The 22,232-nt window shown below is 73.5% G+C and carries 26 protein-coding genes; 16 read left to right on the top strand and 10 right to left on the bottom strand.

Annotation, left to right across the window (positions count from 1 at the left end):
- Nucleotide 1: 1 nt before the first annotated feature.
- The 12 genes from ACFVTF_RS21360 (at nt 2) to ACFVTF_RS21305 (ending at nt 9,157) form a co-directional block, all read left to right on the top strand.
- Nucleotides 2–1,528 carry an AMP-binding protein gene (locus ACFVTF_RS21360; RefSeq protein WP_387815537.1) on the top strand — a complete coding sequence of 509 codons (1,527 nt, stop codon included), beginning with the start codon at nt 2–4 and terminating at the stop codon, nt 1,526–1,528.
- Between the two features lie 57 nt (nt 1,529–1,585).
- Entirely contained in the window at nt 1,586–1,858 is a 273-nt protein-coding gene (locus ACFVTF_RS21355; RefSeq protein ID WP_371515352.1) for an acyl carrier protein, read from the top strand.
- A gap of 3 nt (nt 1,859–1,861) precedes the next feature.
- The gene (locus ACFVTF_RS21350; RefSeq protein WP_387815535.1) at nt 1,862–2,893 is read left to right on the top strand and encodes a hypothetical protein; all 1,032 of its coding nucleotides are present in this window, start codon (nt 1,862–1,864) and stop codon (nt 2,891–2,893) included.
- Nucleotides 2,886–3,788 (top strand): tryptophan synthase subunit alpha, encoded by a 903-nt coding sequence (gene trpA / locus ACFVTF_RS21345; RefSeq protein ID WP_387815533.1) that lies wholly within the window; start codon nt 2,886–2,888, stop codon nt 3,786–3,788. The genes ACFVTF_RS21350 and trpA overlap by 8 nt, the downstream gene beginning before the upstream one ends.
- Before the next feature lie 19 nt (nt 3,789–3,807).
- A complete protein-coding gene (locus ACFVTF_RS21340; protein WP_387815531.1) occupies nt 3,808–4,182 on the top strand; it encodes an ectoine synthase in 375 nt (124 codons plus the stop codon).
- A 277-nt stretch (nt 4,183–4,459) separates the two neighbouring features.
- Nucleotides 4,460–5,605 carry an acyl-CoA dehydrogenase family protein gene (locus tag ACFVTF_RS21335; protein WP_371515348.1) on the top strand — a complete coding sequence of 382 codons (1,146 nt, stop codon included), beginning with the start codon at nt 4,460–4,462 and terminating at the stop codon, nt 5,603–5,605.
- Nucleotides 5,602–6,327, top strand: a complete 726-nt coding sequence (locus ACFVTF_RS21330) for an N-(5'-phosphoribosyl)anthranilate isomerase (protein ID WP_371515347.1) — start codon at nt 5,602–5,604, stop codon at nt 6,325–6,327. The genes ACFVTF_RS21335 and ACFVTF_RS21330 overlap by 4 nt, the downstream gene beginning before the upstream one ends.
- On the top strand, nt 6,324–7,028 hold the full coding sequence (locus ACFVTF_RS21325; RefSeq protein WP_387815528.1) for an indole-3-glycerol-phosphate synthase: 705 nt from the start codon (nt 6,324–6,326) through the stop codon (nt 7,026–7,028). The genes ACFVTF_RS21330 and ACFVTF_RS21325 overlap by 4 nt, the downstream gene beginning before the upstream one ends.
- The gene (locus tag ACFVTF_RS21320; protein WP_371515345.1) at nt 7,025–7,957 is read left to right on the top strand and encodes an alpha/beta hydrolase; all 933 of its coding nucleotides are present in this window, start codon (nt 7,025–7,027) and stop codon (nt 7,955–7,957) included. Before ACFVTF_RS21325 ends, ACFVTF_RS21320 begins: the two co-directional genes overlap by 4 nt.
- Nucleotides 7,958–8,013: 56 nt before the next feature.
- The gene (locus tag ACFVTF_RS21315; RefSeq protein WP_387815526.1) at nt 8,014–8,487 is read left to right on the top strand and encodes a hypothetical protein; all 474 of its coding nucleotides are present in this window, start codon (nt 8,014–8,016) and stop codon (nt 8,485–8,487) included.
- On the top strand, nt 8,484–8,837 hold the full coding sequence (locus tag ACFVTF_RS21310) for a hypothetical protein (protein WP_387815524.1): 354 nt from the start codon (nt 8,484–8,486) through the stop codon (nt 8,835–8,837). The genes ACFVTF_RS21315 and ACFVTF_RS21310 overlap by 4 nt, the downstream gene beginning before the upstream one ends.
- A gap of 116 nt (nt 8,838–8,953) precedes the next feature.
- Nucleotides 8,954–9,157 carry a hypothetical protein gene (locus ACFVTF_RS21305; protein WP_387815522.1) on the top strand — a complete coding sequence of 68 codons (204 nt, stop codon included), beginning with the start codon at nt 8,954–8,956 and terminating at the stop codon, nt 9,155–9,157.
- 9 nt (nt 9,158–9,166) lie between these two features.
- On the opposite strand, the gene ACFVTF_RS21300 is transcribed toward ACFVTF_RS21305, so the two are convergent.
- The 3 genes from ACFVTF_RS21300 to ACFVTF_RS21290 all read right to left on the bottom strand — a co-directional run bounded on the left by ACFVTF_RS21300 (nt 9,167) and on the right by ACFVTF_RS21290 (nt 12,968).
- Nucleotides 9,167–10,666, bottom strand: coding sequence for a pentapeptide repeat-containing protein (locus ACFVTF_RS21300; protein ID WP_387815520.1), 1,500 nt, complete (start codon nt 10,664–10,666; stop codon nt 9,167–9,169).
- 425 nt (nt 10,667–11,091) lie between these two features.
- Complete coding sequence (locus ACFVTF_RS21295) at nt 11,092–12,327, bottom strand: MFS transporter (protein WP_387815519.1); 1,236 nt, start codon at nt 12,325–12,327, stop codon at nt 11,092–11,094.
- A 209-nt stretch (nt 12,328–12,536) separates the two neighbouring features.
- Nucleotides 12,537–12,968, bottom strand: a complete 432-nt coding sequence (locus ACFVTF_RS21290) for a tetratricopeptide repeat protein (RefSeq protein WP_387815517.1) — start codon at nt 12,966–12,968, stop codon at nt 12,537–12,539.
- Nucleotides 12,969–13,152: 184 nt separating this feature from the next.
- Here ACFVTF_RS21290 and ACFVTF_RS21285 point away from each other — a divergent pair, with 184 nt between their 5' ends.
- Nucleotides 13,153–14,238, top strand: coding sequence for a hypothetical protein (locus ACFVTF_RS21285; protein ID WP_387815515.1), 1,086 nt, complete (start codon nt 13,153–13,155; stop codon nt 14,236–14,238).
- Nucleotides 14,239–14,295: 57 nt separating this feature from the next.
- Here the strand turns inward: ACFVTF_RS21285 and ACFVTF_RS21280 are convergent, their stop codons facing one another.
- From ACFVTF_RS21280 to ACFVTF_RS21270, 3 genes are all read right to left on the bottom strand, one after another.
- Nucleotides 14,296–14,433 (bottom strand): hypothetical protein, encoded by a 138-nt coding sequence (locus tag ACFVTF_RS21280; protein ID WP_387815513.1) that lies wholly within the window; start codon nt 14,431–14,433, stop codon nt 14,296–14,298.
- A gap of 147 nt (nt 14,434–14,580) precedes the next feature.
- Complete coding sequence (locus ACFVTF_RS21275; RefSeq protein WP_387815511.1) at nt 14,581–14,787, bottom strand: DUF397 domain-containing protein; 207 nt, start codon at nt 14,785–14,787, stop codon at nt 14,581–14,583.
- The gene (locus tag ACFVTF_RS21270) at nt 14,772–15,611 is read right to left on the bottom strand and encodes a helix-turn-helix domain-containing protein (protein WP_387815509.1); all 840 of its coding nucleotides are present in this window, start codon (nt 15,609–15,611) and stop codon (nt 14,772–14,774) included. The genes ACFVTF_RS21275 and ACFVTF_RS21270 overlap by 16 nt, the downstream gene beginning before the upstream one ends.
- A 118-nt stretch (nt 15,612–15,729) precedes the next feature.
- On the opposite strand from ACFVTF_RS21270, the gene ACFVTF_RS21265 reads away from it, so the two are divergent.
- Together ACFVTF_RS21265 and ACFVTF_RS21260 are read left to right on the top strand one after the other, a co-directional pair.
- A complete protein-coding gene (locus ACFVTF_RS21265; protein ID WP_387815507.1) occupies nt 15,730–15,927 on the top strand; it encodes a hypothetical protein in 198 nt (65 codons plus the stop codon).
- A 97-nt stretch (nt 15,928–16,024) separates the two neighbouring features.
- Entirely contained in the window at nt 16,025–16,492 is a 468-nt protein-coding gene (locus ACFVTF_RS21260) for an NUDIX domain-containing protein (protein WP_387815505.1), read from the top strand.
- An 18-nt stretch (nt 16,493–16,510) separates the two neighbouring features.
- On the opposite strand, the gene ACFVTF_RS21255 is transcribed toward ACFVTF_RS21260, so the two are convergent.
- The 4 genes from ACFVTF_RS21255 to ACFVTF_RS21240 all read right to left on the bottom strand — a co-directional run bounded on the left by ACFVTF_RS21255 (nt 16,511) and on the right by ACFVTF_RS21240 (nt 20,426).
- Nucleotides 16,511–17,419, bottom strand: a complete 909-nt coding sequence (locus ACFVTF_RS21255; RefSeq protein ID WP_387815503.1) for an aminoglycoside phosphotransferase family protein — start codon at nt 17,417–17,419, stop codon at nt 16,511–16,513.
- Nucleotides 17,420–17,523: 104 nt separating this feature from the next.
- Nucleotides 17,524–18,255, bottom strand: a complete 732-nt coding sequence (locus ACFVTF_RS21250; RefSeq protein ID WP_387815501.1) for a DUF6875 domain-containing protein — start codon at nt 18,253–18,255, stop codon at nt 17,524–17,526.
- A complete protein-coding gene (locus tag ACFVTF_RS21245; RefSeq protein WP_371515336.1) occupies nt 18,252–18,917 on the bottom strand; it encodes a hypothetical protein in 666 nt (221 codons plus the stop codon). The genes ACFVTF_RS21250 and ACFVTF_RS21245 overlap by 4 nt, the downstream gene beginning before the upstream one ends.
- Before the next feature lie 129 nt (nt 18,918–19,046).
- Nucleotides 19,047–20,426 (bottom strand): pyridoxal phosphate-dependent decarboxylase family protein, encoded by a 1,380-nt coding sequence (locus ACFVTF_RS21240; RefSeq protein WP_387815498.1) that lies wholly within the window; start codon nt 20,424–20,426, stop codon nt 19,047–19,049.
- A 258-nt stretch (nt 20,427–20,684) separates the two neighbouring features.
- Between ACFVTF_RS21240 and ACFVTF_RS21235 the strand changes: the two genes are divergently transcribed.
- Entirely contained in the window at nt 20,685–22,193 is a 1,509-nt protein-coding gene (locus tag ACFVTF_RS21235; RefSeq protein ID WP_387815496.1) for a multicopper oxidase family protein, read from the top strand.
- Nucleotides 22,194–22,232: the final 39 nt, after the last annotated feature.

Raw genomic sequence — 22,232 nt, 5'->3', positions numbered from 1 at the left:
GATGACCACACCCGCCGAACCCACCGCACCCGCCGCGCCCACCGTGCAGGCCCCGCCGCCGCTGTCGCTGCCCGACGCGTTCACCGCCCACGCCCGCACCCGGCCCGACGCCGTCGCCCTCCTGTGGCACGAACGCGCCGTCACCTACCGCGAACTCGCCGAAACCGCCGAACGCGAACGGCTGCGCCTGCACACACTGGACCTCGCCCCCGGCGAGCCGGTGGGCCTGCCCGCCGCCAAGTCCCCCGAGCAGATCGCCCTCGTCCTGGCCTGCCTGATCGAGCGCCGCCCCTTCCTGCTGCCCTCCCCGCAGCTGGCCCCCGCCCTGCTCGCGGCCCTGTTCGCCCAGGCCGGCGCCCGCCACCTGCTCGCCCCCCTCGGCCAGGACACCCCCGCCCTGCCCACCCTGGCCCGCCCCGCCCCCGTGCCCACCCTCGCCGCCGGCACCTCCTTCCTGCTCACCACCTCCGGCTCCACCGACCTGCCCAAGATCGTCCCCCTCGCCCAGGCCGCCGTCGACCGCTTCACCGCCTGGGCCCACGACACCTTCGACCTCGGACCCGGCCGCGTCGTCGCCAACTACGCCCCCCTCAACTTCGACCTGTGCCTGCTCGACGTGTGGGCCACCCTCGCCGCCGGCGGCACCGTCCTGCTCATCGACCCCGCCCACGCGCTCAACGCCCGCCACCTGCTCGCCCAGCTCACCCGCCACCGCCCGCACGTCCTCCAGGCCGTCCCCCTCGCCTACGCCCTCCTCGCCCAGGCCGCCGCCCAGACGGCAGGCACCGCGGTGCTGGACAGCGTCGAGCACGCCGCGTTCACCGGCGACGCCATCGACGCCCGCACCCTGGCCGCACTGCCCGCCCTGCTGCCCGGCGCCGCGCTCTACAACATCTACGGCTGCACCGAGACCAACGACAGCTTCCTGCACCGCCTGGACCGCCTGGACGCCACCGCCGCCCTGCCGGTGCCCATCGGCACCCCCCTGCCCGGCGTGCGCACCCTCCTCGCCGCCCCCGACGGCACCCCCGTCACCGGCCCCGGCCGCGGCGAACTGTACGTCTCCACACCCTTCCAGGCCGCCGGCTACCTGGACCGCTCCCGCGACGCCGGCCGCTTCACCACCCAGCCCGAGGGCGCCGGCCCCGGACGGCGCTGGTTCCGCACCGGCGACCTGGCCGTCCGCGACGAACACGGCCGCCTGCACCTGACCGGACGCGCCGACTTCCAGGTCAAGGTCCGCGGCGTCGCCGTCAACACCGCCGAGGTCGAACGCGTCCTGCTCGCCCACCCCGAGGTCCGCGAGGCCGCCGTCGCCGCCGCCCCGGACCCGCTGACCGGCAAACGCCTGCACGCCGCCGTCCAACGCGCCGCCGGCTCCGCCCTCAACAGCCTCACCCTGCGCGAGCACCTGGCCCGCAACCTGCCGCGCGCCGCCGTGCCCGAACGCCTCGCCATCCACGACGCCCCGCTGCAAAAGACCGCCACCGGCAAGGTCGACCGCAAGGCCGTCCTGCCCACCGCCTGACCGAGCCACCCGACCCGAAACCACCAGAACCCCACACACCCAAGGGAGTTGCGAGCCATGAGCAACATCGCCCAGATCAAGCGGTTCCTCATCGAGGAGTTCCTGCCCGACGTCACCCCCGACCAACTCGCCGACGACCACGACCTGCTCTCCGACGGCGTCATCGACAGCCTGGGCGTCCTCAAGCTCATCGCCTGGGTCGAGGACCACTTCGCCCTGCCCGTCGACGACACCGACCTCGACCCCAACAACTTCCGCTCCGTCACCGCCATCGACGCCTTCATCACCCAGCGCCGCGCCGTCCCGGCCAGCGCCGTGGCAGGCGGCTGACCCGTGCACCCGGCCCTCACCGCCCTGCTCGCCGGGCACGACGTCGACCTGGACACCTGGCGCTCGTGGTGGGACCAGCTGGAGCAGCGCACCCCGGGCCCGGCCCGCGACAGCGACCGGGCCCAGGCCGCGGCCCTGCTGGCCGCCCTCACCACCCGCCTGCCCGCCCCCGACACCCTCGCCGCCTTCACCACCTCCCTGACCGAACGCATCCCCCACCCCGGCCCCGCCCACCCCGCCAGCGTCAACATCGTCGGCACCGGCGGCGGCCCGGCCACCTTCAACCTCTCCACCGCCGCCGCCCTGACCGCCGCCGCCATGGGCGTACCCGTCGTCAAGACCGGCTCCCGCGCCTACACCAGCAGCGCCGGCTCCATCGACCTGCTGGAACGCCTGGGCATCACCCTCACCTCCTCCCACACCGCCACCGCCGACCACCTCGCCCGCCACGGCATCGCCTTCGCCGGCCCCCACGTCTACCCGCCCGCCCTCACCCGCCTGGCCCGCCTCCTCTTCCCGCTCACCCTCAAACCCTTCGGCCGCCTCCTCAACACCCTCGGCCCCCTGCTCGCCACCGTGCCCGTCACCGCCCAGCTCACCGGCACCAGCGCCACCACCGACCTGACCGCCCTGCGCCACCTCGCCCCCCGCACCCCCGGACGCGCCGTGTGGCTGGCCACCAACACCGCCGGCGCCGACGAACTCCTGCCCTTCGCCGACAACACCCTGCACACCCCCGACACCACCATCCACCTGCCCGCCGGCTCCATCGCCCCCGCCGACGGCACCCTGGCCGACCTCGCCCCCCACCCCGACGACCTCACCGGCCACTTCCTGCAAGCCCTCGCCGGCCGCGCCGGCCCCACCGCCACCCACACCATCGCCCTCAACGCCGCCGCCCTCGCCCTCGCCTCGGGCCGCCACACCCACTGGCACACCGCCCACACCGCCGCCCTGGACGCCCTGGCCGACGGCGCCCCCCGCGCCCTGGCCACCCGCCTGCGCACCGACCACAAGGCCCCCGCCCATGCCTGACACCACGTTCTTCGCCGCCCGCGCCGACGGCCGCCCGCACCTGGCCCTGTTCCTCAACGCCGGAGACCCGCCCGCCCGCCTCACCGACCTGGCCCTCGTCCTGGACGAGGAAGGCGTCGACGTCCTCGAACTCGCCGTCCCCTTCCCCAACTCGCCCACCGACGGCCCCGTCATCCGCCGCTCCGCCGACCGGGCCCTGGCCGCCGGCACCACCCTGGACACCGTCCTGGACGAACTCGCCACCCTGCGGCCCCAGCTGAAGAACCTGAAGATCGCGCTGCTCGCCGACTGGAGCCACAGCCTGCGCGCCGCCGACCCCGCCACCTGCGCCCGCGCCATCGCCCGGGCCGGCGCCGACGCCCTGCTCGTCCACGCCCTGCCGCCCCGCCTGCGCCCCGCCTGGCGCCAGGCCCTGCGCGAGGCGGACCTGCCGCAGGTCGCCACCTGCTACCCGACCTCCACCCCCGAGGTCCTCACCGCCGCCGCCCGCGACGCCCACGGCGCCTACGTCTACCTCGTCGCCCACTACGGCCGCTCCGGCACCACCCCCGCGGCAGGCCACCACACCCTGGCCGCCACCGTCGCCGCCCTGCGCGCCGCCGCCCCCGCCACCCCCGTCGCCATCGGCTTCGGCGTCAGAAGCGCCGCCGACCTCGACGCGGTCGCCGCCGCCGGAGCCGACGCCGCGATCGTCGGCTCCGCCGCCGTCGCCCGCATCGAGACCGCCCTCACCGAGGGCCGCGACGCCGCACAGGCGCTGCGCGCCCTCCTCCACGACCTCCGCCCGCCCGGGCCACCCCAGCCCGCCACGGCCGGACGCACCACCACCGGCACCACCGCCGTACCGCGCACCACGAGCACCACCGCCACGCGCACCACCACCCCCGCCCACTGAAACGAAAGGCAGAACCAGCATGCTGATCCGCGACCTTGACGACGTCCAGACCGTCGAGTGGGGCAACGGCCTGTCCCGCCGCTTCCTGGTGGCCGGCGACAACCTCGGCTACACCCTCACCGACACCATCGTCAACGCCGGCACCAAGTCCCGCCTGGAGTACCGCAACCACCTGGAGGCGTGCTACTGCATCGCCGGCTCCGGCGAGGTCATCGCCATGGACGGCACCTCCCACCCCATCACCCCCGGCCGCCTCTACGCCCTCGACCAGCACGACGCCCACTACCTGGTCGCCAGCCCCCACGAGGACCTGCGCCTGGTCTGCGTCTTCTCCCCGGCCCTGCGCGGCGACGAGGTCCACCAGCTCGACGCCGCCTCCTCCTCCGCCTACTAGGGCGTGTTTCATCATTCCCGCCGGGCTCGCGACGCCGGGCATCCCGCCTGGACGCACCGGCGAAACGCCCAAGTACGGCCCAGTACGAGGACGCTTCGCCGGCACGCCCAGCCGGGCGCCCAACGCCGCGCGCTGATCCGCCGCGAATGATGAAACACGCCCTAGCCCCCTCTCCGCCCACCAGGCGAAGACCCCCTTCGAGTCACGCGCCGGCGCCCCGCGCGCCGGCCTGCCACCCCGGGCCCGCACGCGGGCCCGGGAGGAAGGCGGCACGTCCATGATCCGCTGGAACGCCGACCAGCACGCCCTGCGCGAGGGCCTGGCCCGCTTCGGCGACGACCTGAGCGCCGGCCACATCGAAGGCGACGAACAGGCCGCCTTCTCCCACGACAAGTGGCGCCTCGTCCAGAAGACCGGAATCCTGTCCCTGCCCTTCGAGGAACGCTACGGAGGGCTGGGCCAGTCCCTGCTCACCACCATGTACGTCCTGGAGGGCCTGGGCCAGACCTGCCGCGACGGCGGCCTCAACTTCTCCATCACCACCTCCCTCGCCTCCACCGGCGTCCCCCTCCAGGCCTTCGGCTCACCCGCCCTCAAAGAGGCCTACCTGCCGCGCATCGCCTCCGGCGAGGCCATCGGCGCCCACGCCATCACCGAGTCCGAAGGCGGCTCGGACGCCATGCAGATGCGCACCCGCGCGATCCGCGACGGCGACCACTTCGTCCTCAACGGCGCCAAGACCTTCGTCAGCAACGGCCCCGTCGCCGACGTCATCGTCGTCTACGCCCGCACCCACCCCCAGGGCGGGGCGCTCGGCGTCACCGCGTTCCTCCTGGACCGCGACATGCCCGGCATCAGCACCGGAAACCCCATCAAGAAGATGGGCCTGCGCACCTCGCCGCTGTCCGAGGTCTACCTCGACGACGTCACGGTGCCCGCCTCCCGGGTCCTGGGCCGCGTCGGCGGCGGCTTCCTCGTCCTGGACCACGTCATGAAACGCGAGATCCTCTACTCCTTCATCGTCAACACCGGCGAGATGCAGCACCGCCTGGCCCGCTGCCTCGACTACGCCAAGACCCGCATGTCCTTCGGCAAGCCCATCGGCTCCTACCAGTCGGTCGCCAACAAGATCGTCGACACCAAGATCCGCCTGGAGACCGCCCGCAAGTGGCTCTACGACACGGCCCAGCGCCTGGAGGCCGGCGAGAACGTCACCGTCGACATGGCGATCGCCAAACTCCTCACCAGCGAATCCAACCTCGCCACCTCGCTGGCCGCCGTCCAGGTCTTCGGCGGCAACGGCTACATGTCCGAGTACGGGCTGGAGAAGGACGTGCGCAACGCCGTCGCCGGCACCATCTACTCCGGCAGCAACGAGATCCAGTACAACCGCATCGCCGCCATGCTCGGACTCGGCAAGTGAGCGCCCCCGCCCCGCCCCGCCCGCTGCCGCCCACGCGGCCCCGCCACCTCAAGGTGTGCGGGGCCCGCACCCGCGCCGACCTCACCCTCCTCGCCGAATCCGGCCCCACCCTGGTGGGCCTGTGGCACGGCGTGCCCGGTGGCCCCGCCGAACTCTCCGAACAGCACCTCGCCCACCTCGCCGCCACCGCCATCCGCCTGGGCCTGGAACCCGTCCTGGTCACCTTCCTCGACGACGCCGACCGCCTCGCCCGCCTCGCCCGCGCCACCGGCATCCGCTGGATCCAGCTCCACGCCTACCAGAGCCCCGCCCTCGTCACCGAACTGCGCCACCGCCTGCCCTACGCCGTCCTCGTCAAAGTCCTCCACCTCTCCCGCGGCCGCTGCCTGGAACGCCCCTTCATCGGCGCCTTCGAACGCGCCGGCTGCGACCTGTTCCTGCTGGACACCGTCACCGACGACGGCCGCGTCGGCTCCACCGGCCACCCCCTGGCCCCCGCCGACGTCCACACCCTGCTGCCCCGCCTCACCATCCCCTTCCTCCTCGCCGGCGGCCTGAACGCCGCCAACCGCGACACCTACCGCACCGTCACCGACCACCCCCTGTACGCCGGCGCCGACATCGACACCGCCGCCCGCAACCGGGCCGGCGACTTCACCCACGAAGCCGTCACCGCCCTCGCCCACGCCTGGCACCCCCGCCCCAAGGAGGCGTACGTATGAGCGCCCCGCGGTTCCTCGACGCCCTGCTGGCCGCGAGACGCCCCCTGATCATGGAAGTCAAACTCCGCGACCCGCACGGCACCGACCTGCTGGGCCCGCGCACCGTCACCGACCTCGTCACCCGCTACGAACAGGCCGGCGCGCCCTGCCTGTCCGTGGTCACCGGCCGCTGGTTCGGCGGCACCCCCCGCCTGCTGCGCGAGGTCACCGCCGCCACCGACCTGCCCGTCCTGCAGAAGGACTTCCTCACCCGCCCCGCCCAACTGGAGGCCGCCGCCGCCCTCGGCGCCTCCGCCGTCCTGCTCACCGCCGCCCTGCTGCCCGCCACCTCCCTGCACCGCCTGGTCACCACCGCCCTCGCCCTGGGCCTGACCCCCTTCGTCGAGATCACCGGCGAACACGAACTCGCCCACCTGCCCCAGCCCGAACACTGCGTCATCGCCGTCAACAACAAGGACATCCGCACCCGCGAACGCGACCGCGGCGACCTCGGACGCAGCCTGCGCCTGCTGCCCGCCCTGCACGCCACCGGCACCCGCGCCCCCGTCTCCGCCTCCGCCATCACCGAACCCGCCGACGCCGCCCGCCTCCTGGACGCCGGCTACGCCGGGCTGCTCATCGGCACCACCCTGATGCGCCAGAGCGACCTCACCGGCTGGCTCGCCGATCTCGACACCGCCCGCGCCGGGGCCGCCGTATGAGCTTCCGTCCGAACCCGCGGCCCAACCCCCGCCTCGCCACCCGCTCCCTGGTCCTGGACGCCGGCGGCATCCCCGTCTCCGCCCTCGTCGCCGAACCCCAGGACCGCGCCCCCAAGGCCGTCCTCCTCGCCATCCACGGCCGCGGCATGCGCGCCGCCTACTTCGCCGGCCCCGCCCACCCCGACACCAGCCTGCTCACCCTGGCCGCCGACCTCGGCTACACCGTCCTGGCCCTGGACCGCCCCGGCCACGGCGCCTCCGCCCACCGCCTGCCCGACGGCCAGCTCATCGCCGACCAGGCCGCCACCCTGCACGCCGCCCTCACCGACTACGCCCGCGCCCACCCCGTCGGCGCCGGCGTCCAGCTCCTCGCCCACTCCTTCGGCGGCAAGATCGCCCTCCACCTCGCCGCCCACTGGCCCGCCGACCCCCGCCTGCCCCTGCTCGGCGCCGACATCTCCGGCCTCGCCCAGCACTACGCCCCCGGCGCGTGGGACCGGCCCGACGACCTCGCCGGCGGCGGCCGCCTCAACTGGGGCCCCCTCGGCCTCTACCCGCCCGGCACCTTCCACGCCGCCCGCACCCTGCTCACCCCCGTCCCCGCCCTCGAATCCCGCGAACTGGCCACCTGGCCCGCCCGCTACAGCGCCCTGGCCGCCCGTGTGCGCGTGCCGGTGCGCCTCACCCTCGCCGACCACGAGGCCTGGTGGCGCTTGGAGCCCTCCCACCGCACCGCCCTCACCGCCGCGTTCCCCCCGGGCCTGGCCCACCTCGTCACCGCCCACCGCGCCGGCCACAACCTCTCCCTGGGCCACGCCGCCCGCCCCTACCACCTGCGGGCCCTCGCCTTCACCGACGAATGCCTCACCCGCCCCCGGCCCCAGCCCGCCGCAGCCGCCCCCGAACCGCTCCTGGCCGCCGCCGGCTGACCGCAGGGCGGGCGATCACCCGCCCTGCGGGCGACATCCGAGCTACTGTGGATGTCATGACTGCGGCCTACGAGGACGTGCCCTTCAGCGAACTCCTGCACCACCCCGCCGCGACCGCGCGCCGGCTGGACGCCGTCCGCGCGCTACGACTGCGGCGGCGCGACGCGGGGGACCTGGCCCTGATGCGCGTCGAGCAGATGGAACGCGACGCCTCCGTCGTGGACTTCACCGCGCGACTGCTGGCGGCGCTGGTACGGACCGGGAACACCGCCGCCCTGCGCCAGGCGCTGCCCGAGGCCCTGCCGTGGAGCACGTTCCTGCCCGCCGAGGACATCGACACCCTGCTCGGCGAGCTCGTGGACACCGCCAGCGGCGCGGTGGCCCTGGACAACCTCGCCCCCATCGCGCTGCTGCTCACCCAGTGGCGCCACAGCGCCGAGGTCCACGCCGACCCCGCCCTGCTCGCCCTGATCACCCGCGAGCCCGACGGCGACCTCGGGCCGGCCGCCATGCCCGAGGCCGCCGAGTGAGCCCCAAGCTCGGCGACCGCGCCGCGCCGCCCCCGAGCGGCGACGAGTACGACCTGCGCTTCGCCACCACCGAGGCCGCCGACGGCTGGGAACACCTGGCCCGTCAGGCAGCGGGAAACCTGCGCCGCGCCTTCGAGAGGATCCGCGCCACCCCCCGCGCCGCCGACCGCCCCGACCGCCAGCACCGTCTCAAGGGCAAGCTCGGCACCGGTGTCTTCAAGGGCCAGGAACTGGAACGCTGGCAGTACGAGGTCACCGGCGCCGGACGCATCTGGTACCTGCTGGACGATGCCGGCCGAACCGCGTGGATCACCTACGCCGGCACCGGGCACCCCAAGGCCACGGACTGACCACCGGCCACATCCCCGGCCGCGCGAGCCACTGCGCCATCGCCCGCGCCCATCGGTACGCCGCCAGGGCGCGTGAAGCGTATTGCCTTGGCGCCACGACGGCCTGACGTCTCGCCATGGAACAGTGGATCGTCATCGATCGTCTCCGTGGTGAACCTGACCGCCAACGGCACCTGCTGATCCGGCCGCCGTTGCGCTGCGGACGGCTGCATGAGAAGTCGGAGGGGCCGACTTCTCATGCAGGGTGGGACGACGCGACCGCGACCACCTGGGCAACAGCCGCCCCGGCCATGGCCGGCCTGGTGCCGATCGACGGCTGACGGACCGACTCAGGCAGTCACCTCGGCTGACCGTGCCCGAACCCGTTGGAGGGTCTCGTCGGCGCTTCTGCGCCAGGCCCAGCCGTCGGTGAGGGCGGCGCCGGCGGTGCGGCATTCGCCGTGGAACGTGGCGTATCCGCCGCCGCCCGGCAGCATGAAGTGCACCTTGAACGCGCTTCGCTCCAAGTTGGTGGTCCCGTGGAACTGCGTGCCCATGAAGTCCGCACGCGCGAACCGGCAGTCACTGAGGTCGAAGTCGATCAGGGTGGCGGCGGAAAGGCCGAGATCGACTCCGTCCCAGAACCGTTCGCGCGGCGGGGAATCCGGCGCCGCCCCGGGGTCGTGAGGGCGGAGGTGGTCGGTGAGGATCTGCTGCGCGGTCCGCCGCAGCCTCAGTTCGGCCACCTGCTCCGCGGTGAGCGCGGCTTCATCGCCGGCCTCGAACGCCAGCGGCGCCCTCAGGAATCCGCAGACCGCGTCGACGATTTTGGCCCGCTGGTCGGCGCGGGCCTGGCCGAGCGCGTCGAGCACGCGCAGTCCGGACAGCCGCACCGCCGGGTCGGCGTCGGCGAGATGGTGGGCGTAGGGCGCCACGGACTCGTCCGTCACCAGCCGGCCCGGCCCGTTGTCCCCGGGGCGCAGCACCCAGCCGAAGGGCCATTGCCGAGGGCTGAACGAGCCTTCCGCGTCGTCGGACTCCGAAGCGTCGTCTTCCTCGGCGACGGTGTCCGCGGTCGCGCCGGTGAGATCCACACTCGGCTGGTCGAGATGGACCTGATCGCCGAACCAGGCGTCGCCGAACTCCGCATCCGCCCCGAACCGTGCCTTCCAGAACCAGGCCGGACCGTGGAATCGCGCGCCGCGGAAGGACACCCGATCCCGGAAGCAGGTGCCGTCGCTGCCCTCGTACCAGGTCTGGTACTCCTCCTGAAGCACGGCGCTCGGCCAGCCGGGATCGGCCTCGTTCGGCTCGCGCCAGGGGATCCGCACGCCGAACGGATCCGGCTTGTCAGAGGGCAGGTCGCCGTCCTCGTCGAACTCCTCGAATCGGGGGTCGTCCTCCTGGACGGACTCCTCACCACGGCCGAACCAGGCCAGATGGTCGAACCGGGCACCGGCGAAGCCGGCCGGGGAGCGGAACCGCGCCAGCCCGAAGTGGGCGTCTGCGCCGAACCTGACGTCGGCGAACGACGCCTCGCCTTCGAACACCGCCCGCGCGAAGATCGCGTCGTCGCGGAAGTGAGCGCCGTCGAAGACGCAGCGGCCGCGGAAGTGGGCGTCCGCGAAGACAGCCGGGCCGAAGGAGCAGCCGCTGAAGTCGACGTCCGGCAAGACGGCGCCCTCCAGGGCGAACGCGAGGTGGTCTCCGCCCCGCGCCAGCGCGACAAGAACCGCGACAGCACTGTCGACAGCTTCCACGACCGTGCCGCGCAGGTAACGGCACACGGCGTCGGCAGCAGGCTGGCGCAGCGCGGGATGCGCCCGGGCGAGTGTCTCAAGCTCCCGCAAGCCGGCGTGGTGCGCGTCGGCACCCGGTCCCGCCAAGCAGTCGGCTATCCGCTGAAACTCCCCGGAGGCGTCCGGCTCCCTCGGTGATCCCATGCCGCCAGACCCTAGCCCCGTTCTTCGCACGTGACGAGTTCGGATGTATTGGTGATGCGGCCGGTGTCCCGGTGGGGTGCCGGTGGGGTGCCGGTCGTTGGGCCCGGCATGCCGATATCTCGTTCACGTCGCTCACGGGTCCACCGTCCTCGGATGACGGTTGAGTTGGCCCCTGTGGTGGAGAGGCGTCTGGGCGCTCTGCCTGCCTGTACCCGGCGGTCTCGTGGCCGCCCGGCGGAAGCCCCCGAGGTGGTCGGAGAGCAGGCCGGTGATCCCCCCCGACAATGAGGGCGCAGCTCACGGAACCGAGCAGATTCTTCATGCCTCCGAGCCTAGAGAGGCAGCTCAGCCCCGGTATCCGACTTGCAGAGCGACCTGTCGCCACCAAAGTCGCGCAGCCGATGGGCGGCTGACGCGGCGCAGAGCAGCGCGGGGGCGGCCGCCAGGGCGAAGCAGAGCGGCAGCGGCAGCCGGCCGACCAGCAGGCCGACGCTCGCGGTGCCGCACGCCGAGCCGGCGTTGAAAGCGGTGTTCACCCAGGCGCCGGCCCGGGTGCGGGCCCGTGGCGCGGCCGTCTCGTCGGCGATCAGGTAGGCGGTGGTGATGACGGGCGAGACGAACAGGCCGGCCAGCGCGACGGCCGCGGCCAGCACGGGGAGGTTCGGTGCCAGCCCCGCGCCCGCCAACGCCAGGCCCAGCCCGGCGACCAGCAGCGGCAGCCGGGCCCGGTTCGGGGCGGACCAGCCGACGGCGCCGTAGGCCAGGCCCCCGACGGCACTGCCGGCCGAGAGCGCCGCCAGGATCCAGGCGACCGCCCCGGCCCGCCCGCGTTCCTCGGCAAAGGCCACCACCATCAGGTCGAGCGCCCCGAGCGCCAGCCCGGTCGCGGCCGAGGCGAGCACCGCCCGGCGCAGCTCTCCCCGGCCGTCCGGGCGCTCTCCGGGTGCCACCGGCCCGGTCCGGTCCGCCTCCCGCGTGGCCGGGGAGGCGACCAGCGCCAGGGTGCCCGCCAGCACGAGCCCGGCCCCCGCGGCCACCCCGGCCCCCGGAGCGGCGACCGCGAGCAGCAGCCCCACCAGCAACGGGCCGCTGACGAACAGCAGTTCCTCGGCGACAGTGTCCAGGCTGTACGCCCGCCGGAGCAGCGCCTGGTCCGCCAGCAGCCGGCGCCAGAGCGTCCGCATCACCGGCCCGAGCGGCGGGGTGCAGGCACCGGAGGCCACCACCAGAGCACCCGTCAGGACCGGCGGCGCGCCCGGCCGCCAGGTGACGCCGGCCACCAGGGTCAGCAGCCCGGCGTACAGCGCGGCCATCGGCGGCAGCGCGCGCCGGGGGCCGTACCGGTCGACCAGGGCGGCACGGGCCGGCGAGAGAAGGACACTGGTCAGCCCGAACAGGGCCATCACGGTGCCGGCCACCGGGTAGGAGCCGGTGGTGTCCCGGACGGCCAGCATCATGGCGAGCGGGACCATCCCGTACGAGAGCCGGCCCAGCAGGGCGGCACCGAAGGTGCGGCCGGCGTGCGGGGCGCGCAGGACAGCGGCGTAGGAGGGGTTGGGCGAAGACAAGGGAGACGTTCCTCGGCGAAGGCGGGCAGGGCGGGGCCGTACCCGAAGGCGTGCGGGGACACCGGAGCGCCGTGCCCGCTGAGAGGGGGCCACGGTCGTTGCGGGTCCGCTACGCACGGGGGAGGAACATGCCCAAAACCGTAGCAGGCCCGCCGTCCGCGCCGGGAGCCGGGGACGGCCGTCGCCTGAACGTCGTCGGCGGTATGCCGTCAGGAGGTTCCGGCGTCGGCCCGGGTCTTCAGGAAGCCGAGGTACTTGGGGTCGTCCTCTTCGAAGATCTCGGACCCGCCGCCCATGTAGGCCCTGATCAGCTCATCCGCGGCGCGGTCGTCGTCACCCAGCTCGAAGGCGGTCTGGCCCAGCCGGAGATGGATGTACGGATTGCCGAGCCCGTCGGGGCACTGCACCGCGTTGTGGAAGCACTTGTAGGCCCTGTCGTAGACACCCAGCCGGAAGTGCACGTCCCCGATCGCGACGTAGATCCAGGTAGCAGCCGCCCATCCACGAGCGTCGCCCGGCAACAGCCGCAAGGCTTCGACGTAGCGCTGCTTGGCCTCGACGAGCTCCCCCAACCCGGCCAGCGCATCACCCTCCTGACACAGGTCCCTGATCTCGGCATGGACCTCGTCGGGCAGCTCCATGGTTGTCCTCTCGTTCTTCGGCGCTTCGCGCACCGCGCTCCTCGAACTACCCGACCGTAGACCGCGATCCGACACGGCGTGCGCTCAGGGCCGCTTCCCCGGGCACGGGGAGGAAAGCACGCGAGCCCGGGCCGGCGAGACTCTCCCTGCCGAGAAGAGAAGGCAACAGGGAGGAGAGATCGTTATGCCATCAACCCGCAAACGCCTGGCCCGTGGCCGGCGCGCGGTCATGGCGGCGTTCGCCGGGGCGGTCCTGGTGCTGACCGCCGCGCAGGTTCCCGCGCACGCCGACGAGTCGAACTGGAGCAGCTACGACGGCAATCAGGCCCGGGTGCGGTCGGGCGTGTACTCGGTGACGATCGGCGGCGCCTCGTACGAGGTCGCCCGGGGCACCGACGACAACGTCTGGTTCCGGTACAACGGCGGATCCTGGAACCAGCTCAACGGGGACCCCGCCACCCGGACCACCTCGCCGCCTCGCATCATCGAATTCCCGCCCGGCCGCGCGATGACCGTCGTCCGGGGCCTGGACGGGGAGATCTGGTACAGCCAGGTCAACAACGGCGCCCTCAACTCCTGGACCCCCTGGACCCGGCTCCCGGCCGGCGCCAACGCGATCGGCAGCCCGCTGCTCACCCTCAGCCCGGCCACCGGCGCCCTCATGATCGAGGTTCCGAACGCCAACCGGGTCCTCAGCTACACCTTCCTCAACAACTACCCCGGCGGCCTGACCTCCTACGGCTGGACGGTGGACAACCACGTCCTCCTCGGCACCAACGCCACGGACCTCGAAGGCGACAGCCAGATCGCCATCTACGGCACCGAGTACTACAACTCGGTGCTCCGCAACTTCATCACCGGCAGCGACCACCGCGTCTGGCGCGAAACGCTGAACCCCTCGACCGGCGCGGTCCTGCACCTGGAGGAGGTCAACGGCGGAGCCGAGTGCACCACCGGTGTGGCGGCGGCGCACCTGGGAAGCCAGACCACCGTGGTCGCGCCCGGCCAGACGGGCTTCGCCGAGCAGCAGCGCGTCCTGATCGCCTGCGTCGGCAACGACGGATACGTGTGGGAGAGCATGTCCTCCGACGGCGGTCTCACCTTCGACGGATGGCGCCACCCCTCGGGCACCCTCGCGCCGTCGGTCTCGACCCCGGCGATCGCCCCCACGCCCTTCTCCAGCAACACGTGGACGCTCAACGTGCGCTGGAACGGTGCCCGGGACTCGCTGTTCCCCGGCGACTCGATCGTCGCGAAGGTCATCAGGTAGCCGCCCTCTCCGCGCCGGGCAGCCGGGCCACGACAACGTGGCCCGGCTACCCGACTGTCAGGCGTGGTGGTCGAGTTCGCCGGCCTTGATGCCGTGGAGGAGCGCCGCGAGGGCGGTGGGGGTGGTGTGGATGACGAGATGGCCTTCGTCCGATTCGCGGAGTTCGACCAGCCCGTCAGTCGTGCGGACCTCCACGCGCCGCCCGGGACATCCCCGAGCGGCGCCGACGGCGTTCTCGGCTCCTGGGCACCTGCGAAAGACGGGCCTAGCGCAGCACCGCGTTGATCCTTCGGGGGCTCATGCGGCTTTGAGTGGGGAGCCGTCGCAGGCCCAGCGGTAGGCCTAGTTGGCGTCGAGTTCGCCGGTACGGACGGCGGTGACGAAGGCCTGCCAGGCGGCGGGGGAGAAGAGGAGGGCCGGGCCGTGGGGGTCCTTGGAGTCGCGGACGGGTGTCACGTTGGCGAAACCCTCGGCCACCTCGATGCACTGGCCGCCGCCACTGCTGTATGAGCTCTTTTTCCAGCAGGCGTCAGTCAGTTCGACATCCATTCGAGCTTCCTCCGTACCGAGCTGATCGTTGCGAGTGAGTCGGCCTGGTTCATGGCCTCGACTACAAGGCGATCGTAGCTCCTGTCCAGTTCCCTGGTCGGCTGAGAATCCCGGTCGATGTAGCCACGCTGCTCAGTTTCCAGGTAGGCGAGCATTTTGTGGTTCGGCATGGTAAGCAGCGTCACCGGACGAATGAACGGCCGGTTCTCGCCCAGGGAGTACGGCGCCACCTGGATCACCACGTTCGGTCGGCGGGCGAACGCTTCGAGGTGGGTCAGCTGGTCGAGCATGACCTCCCGGCCCCCGATGATTCGGCTGAGACAGCTTTCGTCGAGCACGGCGTGCAGGAACGGCGGTGGTGTCCGGTCCAGGATCTGCTGTCGGGCGATCCGGAAATCGACGCGTTCGGCGGCCTGTTCCGGAGAGGTGCTGCCCTGTCGGACGTAGCCGGCCTCGATCGCCGCAGCGTAGGCCCGTGTCTGTAGGAGCCCGGGGATGACGTTGATCTCGAAGAGTTTGATCTGATCCGCTCGGGCCTCGTAGTTGGTGTACTCCGGGAAGCCCTCCAACAACGCGGTGTGCTTGAGCTGCCAGTACATCAGTACCAGCGTGCCGCCGGTCCTGAGCTCCTGGTCGGCGAGCTCCGCCAGCTGCAGGCTCGGCGGCCGGTGCGCAAGTTCGACGTAGGACAGGTGCGACGCGGTGCACCCGACCTTCTTCGCCAGTTGGACCTGGGTGAGCCCAACTGCTTCGCGTGACCTGCGGAGTTGAACTCCGAAGGCGGCCCACGGGGACGAGGTCGGGTCGATGGTCTTCTTGTTCATGGAGCTTCCCCAACTCACGGCTGGCCTGACTGCAAGTCGCACATCACTTCCGATGCTAGATGGCGCCAGGCCATCATGTGCACAGAACGTGAAACACTGATTGCGGAAGGTTATTCCCATGGCCGATGCCCAAGTTCCCCGCCTCCACGGCTACGGCGTGCGCTGGGACACCGGGGCCCGCCTCTACCGGGTCCGCAACGAGCTCACCGGGGAGTGGCTGCGCCAACCGGACGGTGAGCTCGGCGGGTTCAGCTCCTTCTCCGACGCCTGGAGCACCTGGCGCGTCTTCGAGGTCCACAAGCGGCCGGGGGAGTGAGCGCCTGACGCATGACGGCCGAACTCCTCGCCCGCCTCCTCTGGTTGGCGGGCTTCTCCCTCCTAATCCTCGCCGCCCTCAGAAGGTGAACCGCCCGATGCGCGACCCCCGCCTCCTCGCCAAGCCGCCCGTGTGCCGACTCGGCTGCCTCGTCCTCGTCCGCAACCCGCGCGGCGACGTCCTCCTCGTGGACCCGGACTACATGGACGGCCTGATCCTGCCCGGCGGCGCCGCCCAGCCCAACGAGCCCCCACACCTGGCCGCCGCCCGCAACCTGCACGCCGAGACCGGCCTCAACCTGCGCCTCGCCGACGTCCTGGCCGTCGACTTCACCCCCGCCGACCGCCACCTGGAACGCCTCAACCTCGTCTTCGACGGCGGCACCGTACGCGACGACACCCGCCTCACCGTCCCGCCCCGGCACCGCAGCGGCCTGTTCGGCGCCCGCTTCGTCCCCGTCCGCCGGCTCCCGGACGTCATGGCCCCCTCCCAAGCCGCCCGCGTCAGCGAGGCGTTGGCGGGCCGCGCGCTGCCCGTCCTCCTCCACGGACAGCGCGCGACCTGAGGACCGCGCCGCCCTGGTTCACCGCGCGCCGGCGGACTCCAGGATCGCGGACAGCCGCGCCAGGCATTCGTCGACGAAGCCGGGATAGGTGCCCCAGTAGTACGACAGCCCGCCGACCCCGACGCCGGCCGCCCACGCCCGGGCCCGCAGCCACGTCACGTCGTCGAGGCCGAGGGCGTCCCAGTACGCCTGGCGGGCCGGGGAGGGAAGGTCCCACACCGTGGCGTGTTCGGCGTCGGGAAAGCCGACCGACAGGCATCCGAAGTCGATGACCGCGTGCAGCCTGCCCTGCCGGACCAGCAGGTTGGAGGGTTTCAGGTCGCCGTGCAGCCACACCTGGCGCCCGGACGGCCCGGGCAGGTCGAGCGCGCTCTTCCACAGGTGCAGCAGGTGCTCGATGTCGAGGTCCAGGCCCGGGATCGTCCGGCACTTCTCGAAGCATGCGCTGATCGACTCGTCGCTGTCCCGCAGGTCGCCCCCGCGGTACCAGTCGAGCGCGCCGTGGCGGGCGGCCCCCATGAGCGGGGCGCCGTGCAGGCCCTGGACGACCGCCGCCAGGTCGGCCCCGAAGGCGGGCCAGTCGGTGACCGATCCGGGGCCGGGCTCCTCGCCGTCGATCCAGCGGTACACCGACCAGGCGAGCGGGAACACGGCACCGGGCGTCCCGGCGTGCACCGGCTCCGGGACGCGGCACGGCAGGTGCGGCGCCAGCCGCGGCAGCCAGGTCAACTCCTTCTGCACGGAGTGCGCGCTCTGCGCGGTGCGCGGCAGCCGCACGAGCAGGTCCTCGCCGAGCCGGTACATCGTGTTGTCCGTGCCCGAGCCGGCCGGCGAGACGGGCAGGTCGGCCCAGTGCGGCCGCTGCTCCCGGAGCAGTGAGCGGACGACGGCCTGGTCGGCGAGGACCTCGTTCTCGTGAAGCGTCACGGTGAGAGCCTTCACGCCGGGCCCCGCCGCCGCCAGTGGTTTTCCCGAGGGGGTGCGCGCGGAGCCGGGCGCCGACCCGGCTCCGCGCGCAGGGGGGCCGCGGCTCAGGCGGCGGTCAGGCGGGCGGTCCTGCGGTGTTCCGTCATACCGGAGACCAACTGGTCGCGGATGCGGGCGGGGACCTGCGGGGCGAAGCGGGCCAGGTAGTGGGCCAGGTGGGCCTCGTCGGCGACGAGGAAGGGCAGGTCGAAGACGAGGAGCTTGCGCACCGCCAGCAGCGGTACGGGCGCGCGCAGCGGCCTGAAGGAGTGGTTCCACAGGCCCCCCTCCTCGCAGACGGGGTGGAACTGGCCGATCATCAGGCCCTGTTCGACGAACTCGTCCTTGGCCTTGCGCTGCGCCTCGTCCAGCGCGGTGGAGTCGGCCCGGTCCAGGCCCGGCAGCACCAGCAGCACGGTCAGCAGCTCCCGGTCCGACTCCTGCGTCAGGTCGGCCAGCAGCCGGTCGTACCAGGCGCGCAGCTCGCCGACCAGCGCGGGCAGGTCGCCGTCCGCGCCGGTGTCGGCGACGGCGATGTGGAACAGGCCGCGGCGCAGCGAGGGCTGGGTGTAGGGGCAGACGGGGCCGCTGCGCCCGAGGTCGGGGTGGGCGGTGGTGAGGAAGCGCCGGCTCCAGGCGAGGATCTCGGCGGCCTCGGGGTGGTGGTCGGCGGCGCCGGCGTCGATCTGCTCGGCGGAGTAGACGCGTAGCGCGGTGTCGATGCGCAGTGCGGTGCCGCCGTGCAGTGCGGTGCCGCTGTGCAGTGCGGTGTCGATGTCGAGGGTGTGGGTGGTCATCGGGGGCCCCGCCACACGGGGGTCAGGCGGGGGCCGCCGGCGGGCAGGGCGATGGCCTCGCCGAAGCGGGTGAAGCCGCCGGCGCCGCAGACCCGGGCGCCGCCGGGGGAGCTGGTCTCGGCGTAGGCGGCCTGGCCGTCGTGGTCGACGCGGGCCAGGAAGGCGCGCAGGAGGGCGGTGCCGGTGCCGGTGTGGCGGGCGTCGGGGTGGGCGCCGACGAACGCCAGGTAGTGGTGGGGGCGGTGGCGCGGGTGGCGGCGGGCCTGGAGGCGGGTGATGGCGGCCAGGCGGCGGGCGGATTCGGGGTGGGCGTCGGCGTCGACGGCCGCGTCCAGGGCGCGGGCGGCCGCCTGGTCCTGGTGGCCGGGGTGCTCCCACACGCCGGGGGGCAGGAAGAGCAGCGCGCCGGCGGGGGCGTGGTCGTCGGGGTGCTGGGCGGTCAGGGCGCCCTGGTGGGCCAGGCACTGGTCGACGTGGACGCGGAAGAAGGCGGGCAGGACGCGGGCGCGGTGGGCGTCGTCGGGGAAGGCCCAGCGGGTGAGCGGGTCGTCGTGGAAGGCGGCGGCGAGCACCCGGGCGAGGGCGGGCGCCTCCTCGGGTCGGGCGGGGCGGACCGCGGGGGCCGCGAGGGCGGCGCCCGGCGGGACGGTGGCGGTGGTCAACGGACACTCCTCGGCAGACAGGCGACAGGCGACAGGCGACAGGCGGCGGGCGGCGGGCGGCGGGACAGCGGGACGGCAGGGCGGCGGGGCGGTCGTACGGGGGTTCTGTCGTACGGGGGCGTCAGGGCCTCAGGGCCGGGCGGTGGCGAGCGAGGTCAGGCGCGCGTGCAGATCGGGCAGGTGGTCCTCGGCCTCGGGCTTGATCAGGACGCTGCGCAGCACCGAGGCCCCGTCGGCGTCCGCCGCGGCCGCCGGGTGGCGGCGGGTGAAGTCGGCGGCGTCCACCCGCAGCAGGCTCAGGTAGAGCGGGTCGTGCTCGTCGGCCATGCCCTGGCGCAGCACGTGCCGGCTGGCGGCGTCGACGGCGGACATCGGCGTCCCGCCGGGGGTGGGGTGGTAGGTGACGATGTCCAGTTGCGGGCGCTGGTGGAGGGTCAGGTGCGGGCTGTCCTCGATCAGGTCCGCCCAGGCCAGGGCCGCGCGGCGCCCGCCGGCCAGGACGGCGCCCAGGCCCTGGGGGGTGAGCGGCAGCAGTTGCAGGGTCAGCCACAGGGCGGCGGCCGCGGCGCCGGCGCGCGAGCATTCCAGGCTGATCTCGCCCAGGTGCAGTTCGGCGTCGGTGAAGTAGGTGTAGGGGGAGTCGTGGGCGAAGTGGCGGCCGATGTCGGGGTCGGCGAACAGCACCGCGCCGCAGCCGTAGGGCTGGAGGCCGTGCTTGTGCGGGTCGACGGTGACGGAGTCGCAGCCGGCGATGGCCCGCCACGGCGCCGGGTCCAGTCGCAGGGCGGCGGCCTGGGCGTCGTCGGTGGCCAGCAGGGCGAAGAACCCGCCGTAGGCGGCGTCCACGTGCACCCGCACCCCGTGGCGGCGGGCCAGTGCCAGCACCTCGTGCACCGGGTCGACGGCGCCGAGCCCGGTGGTGCCGGCGGTGACGACCACCGTGCCGACCCGGCCGGTGGCGAGCAGGGCGGCCAGCGCGTCGACGTCCATGCGCCCGTCCGCGTCGCAGGCCACCGCGTGGCCCTCGACGCCCAGGACGTGGCACATGCGGCTGTGCGTGTAGTGGGACTGCGCGCTGTAGGCGACGCCGAGCCCGGGGTGGCTCTGGCGGGCCACGTACAGGGCTTCCAGGTTGGCGATGGTGCCGCTGCTGGTGAGGTGGCCGACGTGGCGGAGCAGGCCGAACATGGCGGCGAGCCGGGCGACGCACTCGCGTTCCATGTCGTTGGTGGCGGGCCCGCCCTCGTAGGCGTGGTTGTTGGGGTTGAAGCGCATCGCCGTCAGGTAGCCGACGACGGCGGCCGGGTGCGGCGGCTTGACCATCTGCCCGGCGTAACGGGGGTGGAAGAACGGGTAGTTGTGCTCCAGGCGCTTGGCGAAGCGCTCGAACGCGGCGGCGAAGTCCGCGTCGTCCACCTGGTGCGAGGGGTGCGGGCTGTACGGCCCGAACCGCTCTCCCCACTGCTCGGCGACCTCGGCCGCCCTCGGCAGCCAGTACCGCAGGTCCACGCTCCGGCCCTTCCCTTCGAGGGATCCTCCAGTGTTCTGCGAGCCACGGTGACCGCCCGCCGCAAGCGGCCCGCAACACCCGCAGCTCACCGCGCGCCCCGCCCGCAACCCGCCCCGCGCGGTCCACCGGGCCTCAGCCGGACCCCAACCGGGCGCAAGGATCCGCTGCTGCAATCACCCCCGGAACCCGCCCCGGCCCCACCCGCCGGGGCCGCACGGGCACACCGCCACACCGGGCCGGCAGCAGGAGGACGCGCGATGGTGACCAGACGCAGGATGATCGGCGCCGCCCTGGCGACCGGGGGAGGGGTCCTGCTCATGCGCACCACCCTGCGCCCGGCCGCCTCCGTCGAGACCGCCGCCGCCGCGGCCGCCCACACCCACCCGGGCACCGACGCCTCCGCCGCCGAGGCCGACCCGGGCCCCGACGCCGGCCCCACCCTGGCACCGAAGTTCACCGCCGCGATGCCCCTGCCCCCGGTGCTCGCCCCCGTCTCCACCGACGGCGGCACCGACACCTACGCCGTCACCATGCTCAAGGCCTACGCCCGCATCCTGCCCGGGCACCGCACCGACGTCCTCACCTACAACGGCGCCTTCCCCGGCCCCGTCATCCGCGCCCGCTCCGGACGCCCGGTCGTGGTGCGCCAGACCAACCTGCTGGACGACCCCGTCTCCGTCCACCTGCACGGCGCCCGCGTCCCCGTCGCCTCCGACGGCGGCCCCATGAACCTCCTGGACGCCGGCGCCACCCGCACCTACACCTACCCCAACGACCAGCCCCACGCGAGCCTGTGGTTCCACGACCACGCCCACCACCTGGAGTCCGAGCACGTCTACCGGGGCCTGGCCGGCACCTACCTGATCACCGACGCCACCGAAGCCGCCCTGCCGCTGCCCGCCGGCCGCTACGACCTGCCCATCGCCCTGCGCGACGCCCGCTTCGACCCCCAGGGCCGCCTCGTCTACCGCATGGACGACCCCCTCAACCGCACCACCATCCTCGCCAACGGCCGCCCCTGGCCCAAGGTCGAGGTCGCCGCCCGCAAGTACCGGCTGCGCCTGCTCAACTCCTCCAACCTGCGCTTCTTCTCCCTGCGCCTGGCCGACGGCGGCCCCCTCACCCAGATCGGCTCCGACGGCGGCCTGCTGGAACGCCCCCACGTCACCGACACCGTCGACCTCTCCCCCGGGGAGCGCGCCGACGTCGTCGTCGACTTCTCCCGCTACCCGGTCGGCTCCAGCATCGTCCTCACCAACTCCATGCCCCCCGGCCCCGCCGAACACGTCGGCCAGGTCCTGCGCTTCGACATCACCCGCGCCGCCGACGACCCCAGCCGCGTCCCCGACCGGCTGCGCACCCTGCCCGCCCTGGGCGCGGCCGCCCGCGAGCGCACCGCGGTCATGGAGTATCAGGAGAAGCCCGGCGCCGCCCCGCTGGGGCTGATCGACGGCAAGGTGTACGACCCGGCGCGGGTGGACGCCTCGGTGGCGTTCGGCACCTCGGAGATCTGGACGGTCGTCAACGCCAACAAGGACGTCCCGCACAACTTCCACCTGCACCTGGTGCAGTTCCGGGTGCTGGCGCGCAACGGCGCCGCGCCCGGCCCGGCGGAGTCCGGCCTGAAGGACACCGTGCGCCTGCTGCCGGGGGAGAGCGTGCGCCTCCAGGCCCTCTTCGACTCCTACCGCGGCCGCTACCCCTACCACTGCCACCTGCTGGACCACTCCGCGATGGGCATGATGGCGCAGCTGGAGATCACCTGACGGGGCCCCGGTCCGCCCCTCGCCTGCCCCCCGCCGGGC

This window comes from Kitasatospora sp. NPDC057940, from assembly GCF_042887425.1.
Taxonomy (GTDB): Bacteria; Actinomycetota; Actinomycetes; order Streptomycetales; family Streptomycetaceae; genus Kitasatospora.
This window is presented reverse-complemented; position numbering and strand designations above follow the sequence as displayed.